This is a genomic window from Bradymonas sediminis (genome assembly GCF_003258315.1).
In the GTDB taxonomy this organism is placed as follows: Bacteria; Myxococcota_A; Bradymonadia; order Bradymonadales; family Bradymonadaceae; genus Bradymonas; species Bradymonas sediminis.
The window spans coordinates 1736869-1747500 of sequence record NZ_CP030032.1 but is presented as its reverse complement, the minus strand read 5'-3'; the positions used below and the strand labels follow the sequence as shown (position 1 = coordinate 1747500).

Below are 10632 nucleotides of genomic sequence, written 5' to 3'. Positions count from 1 at the left end.
CTCACCCTGGGCTGATTAGCATGGCCCAGGAATCCTTCGGCTTTCGGCGACCGGGTTTCTCACCCGGTTTCGTTGTTACTCACGTCAGCATACTCTCTTCCAGAACCTCCAGGACTCCTTATCGGTATCCCTTCGACGGCGGCTGGAATGCTCTCCTACCACTGCACGCTCCCGAAGGAGGATGTGCAATTCGCAGCTTCGGCGGACGACTTAAGCCCCGGTGTATTTTCGGCGCGGATTCACTTGACCAGTGAGCTATTACGCTTTCTTTCAAGGATGGCTGCTTCTAAGCCAACCTCCTGGTTGTCTGTGTGCTTCCACATCCTTTTCCACTTAGTCGTCACTTAGGGGCCTTAGCTGGCGATCTGGGTTGTTGCCCTCTCGCCTACGGACGTTATCACCCGTAGACTGACTCCCGGAATAACACTCAACGGCATTCGGAGTTTGATTGGGGTCGGTAGGCGGTTAGCCCCCTTACCCATTCAGTGCTCTACCTCCGTTGGTGAATGTTCCGAGGCCCTACCTAAATAGGTTTCGGAGAGAACCAGCTATCTCCAAGTTTGATTGGCCTTTCACCCCTACCCTCAACTCATCCCCTGGCTTTTCAACGTCAGTGGGTTCGGTCCTCCATTCCGTTTTACCGGAACTTCAACCTGGTCAAGGGTAGCTCACTTGGTTTCGGGTCTGCGTCACGCAACTTATTCGCCGGTTAAGACTCGGTTTCCCTACGGCTTCACCTAGAACGGTTTAACCTTGCTACGTAACAGCAACTCGCTGACTCATTATGCAAAAGGCACGCAGTCACACGGTCCATCCCGAAGGATGAACATCGTGCTCCCACTGCTTGTAGGCGTACGGTTTCAGGGTCTATTTCACTCCCCTTATAGGGGTTCTTTTCACCTTTCCCTCACGGTACTTGTGCACTATCGGTTGTTTGCGTGTATTTAGCCTTGGATGATGGTCCACCCAGCTTCCAACAGGATTTCTCGTGCCCCATTGTACTCGGGAGCGTATAACTGGAGGCAAACACATGTCGTCGACGGGGCTTTTACCCTCTATGGCCGGTCTTTCCAGTACCGTTTGACTATGCATTTACTTTGTAACTCCAGCCTGGCACCGCAATACCAGGGATATACGTCCCACAACCCTACGTGAGCAACGCCTGCGGGCTATCACACTCACGTAGTTTAGGCTCTTCCCCGTTCGCTCGCCGCTACTAAGGGAATCTCAATTGATGTCTCTTCCTCCGGGTACTGAGATGTTTCAGTTCTCCGGGTTCGCTTCCTAAAGACTATGTATTCATCTAAAGGATAATCTGGGTTTAACGCCAGATTGGGTTGCCCCATTCGGAAATCAGCGGATCGAGGCCTATTTGGCGGCTCCCCGCTGCTTATCGCAGCCTTTCACGTCCTTCATCGCTAGCAAACACCTAGGCATTCACCGTACGCCCTTTGTTACTTAATCTAAGTATATTTCTATCCAAACTCGCCCGAAGGCTCGTTTGAATACTAAGTTCGCTTGATGTTTCTATGTCTCGTTGGACCTAGTCACGATCAAGCTTTCTTAGAAAACTTGCTCGATTCCAGGGTCCATCGGACCAGTTTTAATCGATTTATTTCATATTTCTTTCATCTCTTCTCAACGCGGGCCGAGGCCGTTGTGTCGAATCGAATAAAAAATATGGAAGATGCCTGATTCGAAGTTTCTTAACGATTCCTGGCGAAATGTAACACCAGAAGTCAAAACTTCTCAAAAGACACTGTCCTATGCAATTTTCAAAGAACCTAAATCGCTACGCTTTTTCTTTACGGCGTAGAAGTTCAGACAAGACGGCACGTCCATCAAAGCTAAAAATGCGCTTTGTAGGACCAATCGTTGCGAGACATATGTAGATACGAATCGTATTGAAGCTAAATATAGCTCCTTAAAGGAGGTGATCCAGCCGCAGGTTCCCCTACGGCTACCTTGTTACGACTTCACCCCAGTCACCATCCACTCCTTCGGCGGCTCCCTCCTCGAAAGGTTGGGTCACCGACTTCTGGAGCAAACGACTTCCATGGTGTGACGGGCGGTGTGTACAAGGCCCGGGAACGTATTCACCGTGGCATGCTGATCCACGATTACTAGCGATTCCAGCTTCATGCAGTCGAGTTGCAGACTGCAATCCGAACTGAGGCCGGTTTTTTGGGATTGGCACACTCTCGCGAGTTAGCAGCCCTTTGTACCGACCATTGTAGCACGTGTGTAGCCCTGGATATAAGGGCCATGAGGACTTGACGTCATCCCCACCTTCCTCCGAATTCACTCCGGCAGTCTCTCTAGAGTGCCCAGCATAACCTGATGGCAACTAAAGATAGGGGTTGCGCTCGTTGCCGGACTTAACCGAACATCTCACGACACGAGCTGACGACAGCCATGCAGCACCTGTCACCGCGCTCTCCGAAGAGCACTCCCTCTATTAAGAGGGATTCGCGGGATGTCAAATCCAGGTAAGGTTCTTCGCGTTGCTTCGAATTAAACCACATGCTCCACCGCTTGTGCGGGCCCCCGTCAATTCCTTTGAGTTTTAACCTTGCGGCCGTACTCCCCAGGCGGTTCACTTAATGCGTTAGCTTCGCCACTGAATCTCAATTGACCCAGCAACTAGTGAACATCGTTTACGGCGTGGACTACCAGGGTATCTAATCCTGTTTGCTCCCCACGCTTTCGCGCCTCAGCGTCAGTACCAATCCAGTCAGTCGCCTTCGCCACTGGTGTTCCTCGTGATATCTACGGATTTCACCCCTACACCACGAATTCCACTAACCTCTCTTGGACTCAAGCCATCCAGTTTCCAATGCACCTCCGAGGTTGAGCCTCGGGCTTTCACATCAGACTTAAATGGCCGCCTGCGCGCGCTTTACGCCCAATGATTCCGAACAACGCTTGCACCCTCCGTATTACCGCGGCTGCTGGCACGGAGTTAGCCGGTGCTTCCTTTGAAGGTACCGTCAAACCCAACAATGTGGGCGTTCTTCCCTTCTGACAGTGCTTTACGACCCGAAAGCCTTCTTCACACACGCGGCGTTGCTGCGTCAGGCTTTCGCCCATTGCGCAAGATTCCCCACTGCTGCCTCCCGCAGGAGTCTGGGCCGTGTCTCAGTCCCAGTGTGGCTGATCGTCCTCTCAGACCAGCTATCCATCACTGCCTTGGTGAGCCGTTACCTCACCAACTAGCTAATGGTCCGCGAGCCAATCTTGGAGTGCCCGAAGGCTTTGACCACTCCGACCGAAGTCGGTGGGGTCTTATGCGGTATTAGCCACCCTTTCGGATGGTTATCCCCCGCTCCAAGGCATGTTACTCACGTGTTACTCACCCATTCGCCACTTTACTCGGGGGCCGAAGCCCCGTTTCTCGTGCGACTTGCATGTGTTAAGCACGCCGCCAGCGTTCGTTCTGAGCCAGGATCAAACTCTCCAGTTTTGGAGATGAGCTCATCATTTTATATTAATCAATCACCCCACGACGGGTCGCAGGGTAACGTTAAAGCGATCACTTATGCGTTAACACGTCTTTTCGATTCAGCAGTTCCTAAGAACCAGTGAAACGAAAGAAGAAATGATGACATTCATATGTGAACTTTGTTTGATGAACCACGTACAGGTTTTTTATCGATTGATAACCGAGCACTTTTCATCCCCGAAAGGATAAAGCGATGTGAAATTCGGGGACCTGTCAAAAGCCCCACTTTCAAACACCTTGCACTCGAGTCGTACGCGCTTCGGGCATCTACGTCCGAGCTCCCTGGCGAGTGGTAAACCACTTCGGACCGAGGAGCGCGCGTCGCACGACAGAACAATTCGTCTGCACAACACATTCGCCAAACAAAGAGCACTTCTTCTTTTCAAGACGTGCCGTCTTGTCTGAACTTCTATTCCGTTTTCAAAGAGCGCTTTCCGAGTTTCGCTTTCTCGTTACCGAGAAGCTTTCTCATCAGCGAGCGGCGGAAGCTAGTTGCTTAACCTCGGCCTGTCAAGCGCCTTTTTGATTCTTTTTCGAAGCGCCGAACTTTCGCCCGGGCCCTTCTGGGCGACTTGATTTCCCGTTGACTTGCGTCAGCGGGAGGCGGGTTCTACATGCGAGCTACCAGCCTGTCAACAACCTTTTTGATTCTTTTTCGAAGCGTTTCAAAAACGTCTGAAGTGCTTCTGGTTGCTGCCCCATCGAGTCGATATTCCTCGTCGACGGGAGGCGGAACCTAAGGGCAGTTGGCGCTTTGGTCAAGGAGTATTTGTAAATATTTACGAGAAACTTTTGAAGCGACCCTATAATCGCCACCCTACCCCTCTGCAGGCGTCGTCAGGGACTGCATTGCCCGAACTTGCCCATCTTCGAGCGTCGCCCGATTCTGCGAGATGAGGATCTCCAAGGCTGAATCCGCCAACTCGCGCAGATTGCTACCTACCTGAGAGAACCCGAATACCTGGATGACCTGGCGCTGCAGCTCATCCACCGGAAGACTCAGATTCGAGGCCACGATTGCCTCCGCGGCGTTCGCTGCCTCCTCCGGGGGGATTTCTTCACATGCCCGCGGCGCGTTCGAATCCGTCGTGGGCCTAAACGCACGGTAGGATTCGGGTGACATCGTGGGACTCCAGGCAAATCCGGCGCGTATTAGTGGCCGCTGGCCCTCCTTTAGGTTGGCCAAGGAGAGCTCGATGCGCTCTTCGATGCGCTCAGACAGACGCGAATAGCCCCAATGACGGGCAACCTGGCGCTTCACCGCCGAGAAGTTCACCGGAGACTCGGTCATTATAATGCGCATCGCCGACTTTGCGATCGGTAGCAGATTCGCATCCTTGTTGAAGTCACTCTTCTTTCGTCCATCTGCGGGCAATTCGGCGCGCGTCAGCTGTGTTGCGTTCGCCAGGCTCATATAATCAACCGCGTCCGCGCTCAAAAGCGCATCGGCCCAGGCCCGCTGTGTTTCGCTCTCTGACTCTCCGGCGCTCTTGTCGCCACTAGTATCGCTGCCCATGGCAAGCATCGCCTTCGCTGCACCATCGGCCGGCGGCGTTTCAATCGCCTCGCCGGCCAAAGCGTCAACATCCGACCGCGCCTGGGTGGGCTCACGATAGTTCGTCATCGTCTTCAATCGTGCAGGGGGTTGCTCGCGCAACTCGGCCAGGCGGTCTGCGATGGCCGCTAATTCACGCTCGCTTCGATGCCACCAGTCAGGCGTCCACACGCGATGCAGATTCCAACCCAGGTTATTCAACACGGCACGCCGCGTCTGGTCCCGGTCGCGAGCGCTACGCGCGCGCCGATAATTCGCGCCATCCGACTCAATGCCGAGCATGAGGAAGTCCGGCTGCGCGGGATGGAGTACGGCGAGGTCAACTTGATACCCAGAGTGGCCTATATCGGTGCGGACATCGTAGCCCGCGGCCTCCAGATGCGCCTTGATCTTTTGTTGTATCGCACGCTGCGTCGTGGTCTGGCCCGATCTCACACGCGCCTCCGAGATCGCGCGCGGCCCCATTTCGGCGTAGCGAAGAAACGTCTTAAGATGCCCGACCGCCATGGCCGAGGTGCGGGAGAGGTCGATCTGCTCCGGTCGAAGCGTCGCAAAGACAATAAGTTGCTGGCGGGCACGCGTGATCGCGACGTTTAAGCGCCGCTCCCCGCCCTGCCGATTCAACGGTCCGAAATTCATCGACAAGCGCCCTTCCCGATCGGGCGCGTAACAGATCGAGAACAACATGATGTCACGCTCGTCGCCCTGCACGTTCTCCAGGTTCTTGATGAAGACCGGTTCGGCGACCGCATCCGAGAAATAGGGTTCAATCGCGGGATGCGCCCCACGCGCCTCATCGAGGAGATCCTCGATCAAGGTCTGCTGTGCCTGGCTAAATGTGACTACACCGATGGAAGCCGACGCCCGGGTAGCATCGCTGAGTCGCTCAACAATCTCCGCCACGATGGCCTCGGCCTCGGCCTGGTTGGTCCGCGTCTTTCCCTTGTCATAATAGCCGTTCGGCACATGCCGATACGACACACCGAGCTGATTCGATTCGCCCATGGCGCTGGGGAAGCTGAGCAGTTCGTTGTCGTAATAATGATAATTCGAGAACGCGATCAGCGCCTCATCGCGGCTGCGATAATGCCAGAGGATCCGTCGCGAATGGAGCCCACCGGCGACGCACTCATCTAGAATACTCTCCAGGTCCTCAACTTCCTGCAGTTCGTCTTCCTCATAGGTCTTATTGAAGAAGCTCGTCGGCGGGAGTTGCTTTGAATCGCCAACCACGATGCATTGCGCCGCCCGCGAGATCGCCCCGAGCGCATCCCACGGCGCGATTTGCGAGGCTTCGTCGAAGATCACAAGGTCAAACTGGACCGGGTCATCGATCAAGTACTGAGCGACGCTCATCGGGCTCATCAACATACACGGCGCCAGGCGCGGCAGCAGCGTAGGGATGCGCCCGAAGAGTTCGCGAATCGGGAGGTGGCGCGACTTCTTCTGAATCTCGCGCAGCACGATCCCGACTTCGGACTGCTTCGACGCCGATTGTGGTTGCGGCAGCTTCGCGCTGAGCCGCGCGCGTATCTCCTGGCGCGCGAGCCCCATCGTCTCGCGGTCAAGCGCACGAAATTTATCGAGCAGGCGCGCGTGGGTGACGCCGCTAAACTGCGCGAGTTGCTCCTCTGAGGCAAAGATCCGCTCCACCCACCAGGTAAGCAGGGACTTTTCGGCGACCGGATCGAGTGCGTCGAGCGGATAGCTCCCGCATTCAAGACCGTCGATCAAATCGCGTAGACCCGCGTCGACGACCCGAGCCCGGGCATTGAGATAGAGAGACCAGCTTCGCAGGTCGCCCAAAGCCCCCTTCCATTCACGCAACACGGCTTCGAGCCCGTCGACCCAGGACGCCGCGGCTGCCTCGATGCAACTCGCGTCTATCTCGATGGCGCCAGCGACCCCCTGCCAGGCTCGCTCAAACTCATGGACCGCGCCGAGATACTTCGCGACCTGGTCGGAGGTGCTCTCCCAGGGCAGATAATCCATCTGGGCGATCTTCTCCCACGCATCGCGCTGCTCCACCGCGCGTAGATGTTCGCGATAATCATCCGCCCATTGATAGGCGAAATGAAGGGTCGACCAATTGGTCTGCTCACCCTGCCAGAGGGTGCCTTGAAGCTCATTCGGAAAGACCATCTTCGCGAGTTCAGCGTCGAGTTGCTTGACCTCGAGCGCCGCCTCGAGATCTTCCTCAAGCTGCGGGTTCTCGGGAAGCGTTCCATCAACGGTGGCGCGCCGCACCTGGCGGCGCAGACTCCACAGCATGACAAACGCAACCAGAAAAAACGCGTCTTTCCATTGGCCAATTTTGCGCCGCGCCTCCTGCAACTCCAGCTCGAAGAAGTCGCTGGAATAGCGCGCCTGCAAGGCCTCGCGCGATTCTTTAACCTGGAGTCCCGTTTCAAGCGATGCGTGCAGGCGCGGCTGAAGCGTGTCCCAATCCGAGGTGGCGGCCAGAAGACGCCCTCCGGTCGGGCGATTCGCCAGGGACTCAAGGAGTCTGGCATGCTCGCGAAGCCGCTCAATCGTGGTGCCCTCGGGCGGCGGAACCTGCTCGGGCAACTGACCAAGCTCCCGCTTTAGCGCGGCGAGCGCATCGAAGAGCTTGGCGACATCTTTCTCGAGTCCGCGCCGCGCATCCGGGTCCAAGACGGGCGTGCCAATCGCGCGCAGCGGATGCGAGGCAACCGGCGAAATATCGGCGGCAAAATCACCGACGTTCTGGACCTCCTCTCTTATCCGGGCGAATTGCGCGGCGTCGAAGTCCTGGACAGCAGCCTCGAGATGAACCTCACTGCGCTCAAATTTACTCAACTGGGTAAGACGCGCGACGGCCTCAAACACGCTCAGCCCGAGCGCGCGCTCATGGTGCAGGCGGGTGACATATTCATCGATAACTCGTCGCGTTCTAGCGAGCTCATCGACCCGCGCGGCCCAATCGGTAGAGGGATGCGCGCCGGCTTGCTGCAAGGCGCGACCTAGCTGGGCTGCGACCGCGCGCTTATTCGCGTTCTCCGAGTGAAGGCGAAGACAAAAATCGTCGAGCCCGACATCGCTCAGGCGTTTGTAGACAACGTCTAGGGCCGCACGCTTCTCGGCGACGAAGAGCACGTTTCGCCCGTCGGCCAAACATTGCGCGATAATATTGGTAATCGTCTGCGACTTGCCGGTGCCCGGCGGCCCCTGGAGCACGTAGGACTCCCCAGACGCCGCCGCTCGAACCGCGGCGAGTTGCGATGAATCGGCGTCCATCACGCAAAAATCGTCGCGCGTCCCAACCGCTTCGGGTTGGGGCGCCTCGACCTCGTCTGCGAGCACAGTGGCGGGATTAAGGATGCGGCGGACCACCGTATTTTGGCGCAATCGCGCATGATTCTCGCGCAAATCATGCCACATCATAAATTTGCCGAAGGAGAACACCCCGAGGAAGGCCGTCTCCATGATATCCCAGCCACGAAGGGGCAGGACCGCCTGGCGAAACTGCTTAAAAATCAGGGCGATATCGAGGCCCGATGCGTCCTGGGGAAGCACGGAGAGCCCGGGAATTTCGAGCGAGAATTCCTGGCGCAGCTTCTCCAAAAGAGAGTGGTTAATCAGCGCCTCGTCGTCGCTTATCTCGAGGGTGTAGCGATCCGTGGCGGAGAGTCGCTCCAACTTCACGGGCAATAGGATTAGCGGCGCGACCCGGGGGGTATCCGGCTTATTAGGGTCAAACCAGCGCAGAAACCCGAGCGCCAGGTGCAAGAGGTTGACGCCGGTCTCCTGCATCTCGCGGCGCGCGTCGCGATAGATCGTCTTCAGGCGCGCGGCGTGCTCGCCGCTGGGGTACGCGGTGTGAATGCGCGAGGATTCGAGCGCGTTGTCCAGAAGCGCGGGCAATTCCGCATCATTTCGATAGAGCTCCCCGCCGGTGAGCACGCTGACATCAAGCGCGCCCATGGTCTCAGGCTTGGCGTCCAGCCGAAATTTTTTGCCCGTCGCGAAGATGTCTTCGAAGGCCGCCAGGTCGTGGTGCAGCAGCATCGCGGTCGACTTCGTATGCCTAAAGTTGAGCAGCGGGTTGCGCAGCGAGAGGTCGAGCAATTTGGCGCACCAACGATCGAGGCGCTGCAATTCGTCGTTGCCGAGTTGCGCCCCTTCCATCGCTTTGATGCGGGCGAGGTGCTCGCGCTCGCGCGCGTCGAGATCGGCGTGGCGATTCTCCTCTTTGGGAGCCACCGCCCGCGCGCGGTCTTCACGCTCGGAGTGCTCGAGGATGCGCACCTTTCCATCTTCGCCGAAGACCCGCGCGGCGATCGGGCGAACGCCGCGCTGGCGCGACGCGCGCACGTCGATCGCGAGGACGAATCGCGCGAAATCGCTCAGTTGGGCCATCGCGTCGTCCTGAGCCCGCGCGAAGTCGGCCCCCTTTCCGGACACAGCGACGGTTGGGTCAAAGAACAGGATTTGCCCCAGCTTCGCCCGTTTTCGAAGCTGGGCGGGGTCATCAATAATCGGGTCGGCGAACGCCTCATCCTGAAGCCAGACGCCCACGAATATATGCCCGTGGACCAGCACCAACACGGGGTGCAACCCCACCGACTCGAGAGCCGCGGCGACCAAGAGGGTGACGTCCAAGCAGGTGCCCATTCGGCCGTTAAATAATTGCTCCGGCGTGCGGATCTTTTGCCCCGCGGTCTCAAAACTCGCCGGCGGATTTATATAGCTAAACCCGAGCTCCTGAAGCGCCCCGTAGGCGCTGGCTGCGACCTTGCGCACGCGCGCGGGGTCCCCGTCCTGATAGCCCGATAACGTCGCGTCCCCGCTCCAACGCTCTAGGATATCGCGCATCCGCGCGACCATATCGACCAGGTCTGGGTGATTTGGGAGCACAAACGCCGACAGCAACTGTGGCAGCGCGCCGACGCCGGGCCACTCGTTATAGGCGAGCCAGGCGATAGGCAGCAAAAACTGCTGTTGCTCAACGGTGTCGCCGTCGGTGTTATGCGATATTTTGATGCATAATTCGGTTTCGATTCGCTCGCTTAGGGAGGCGAGGGCTTCGGCCGGAAACGCGAGATCGACGCCGGGCTCATTCCATATATACCCGGGCTCAAGCGTCGCGAGGTGCGTCTCCCAGCCCTGCACGTCGGCGCGGGTGCTCGAGATCGCCACGCGAAGGTCTTCGACGCGCTCCTCCCCTTTGTTCTCCAAGCGAAGCGCGGAGATGACCGGCATTCGATTCTGCTGCAGCGCGTAATTGACTACGCCGCCGTACTCGATGCTGAGCTCAACGCCCTTCCAGCGAAATTGGCGAGTTTGCATACGCTCCTGGTCTCAACGAGGACGTGGATTACTCTCATCACTAAATCGCATCTCAACCGACGCGTCAACGCAGAATATAGCATAGTTCGACCTCAAAGGCGGCATGACGATCGATTCGCCCACAAAACAGCGCATTAGGGTATCTCGAAAAAAATTAAGAAGATTAAGCAACTGGAATCAAAAGACATTTAGCGGCCATCCCAAATAAATCTCCCTTCGAATATCGCAAATAAATCTCCGGTGCAGATAACTTCCAGCGCCGTTA

General features: G+C 57.1%; 1 protein-coding gene and 2 rRNA genes (1 of these 3 only partly in view). All 3 read right to left on the bottom strand.

Annotated features, from left to right (window positions below; genetic code table 11):
* Positions 1-1464, bottom strand: a 23S ribosomal RNA gene (locus DN745_RS06495) (it extends 1597 nt beyond the left edge of the window).
* A 462-nt stretch (positions 1465-1926) separates the two neighbouring features.
* A 16S ribosomal RNA gene (locus tag DN745_RS06490) occupies positions 1927-3463 on the bottom strand.
* Together the 16S and 23S rRNA genes form the textbook arrangement of a ribosomal RNA operon.
* A gap of 856 nt (positions 3464-4319) precedes the next feature.
* The gene (locus DN745_RS06485) at positions 4320-10367 is read right to left on the bottom strand and encodes a DUF4011 domain-containing protein (RefSeq protein WP_111333148.1); all 6048 of its coding nucleotides are present in this window, start codon (positions 10365-10367) and stop codon (positions 4320-4322) included.
* Between the last annotated feature and the right edge of the window lie 265 nt (positions 10368-10632).

Excerpts from the sequence above, each read along its gene's own strand:
- DN745_RS06485 (WP_111333148.1), bottom strand. The coding sequence starts at position 10,367 with ATGCAAACTCGCCAATTTCGCTGGAAGGGCGTTGAGCTCAGCATCGAG.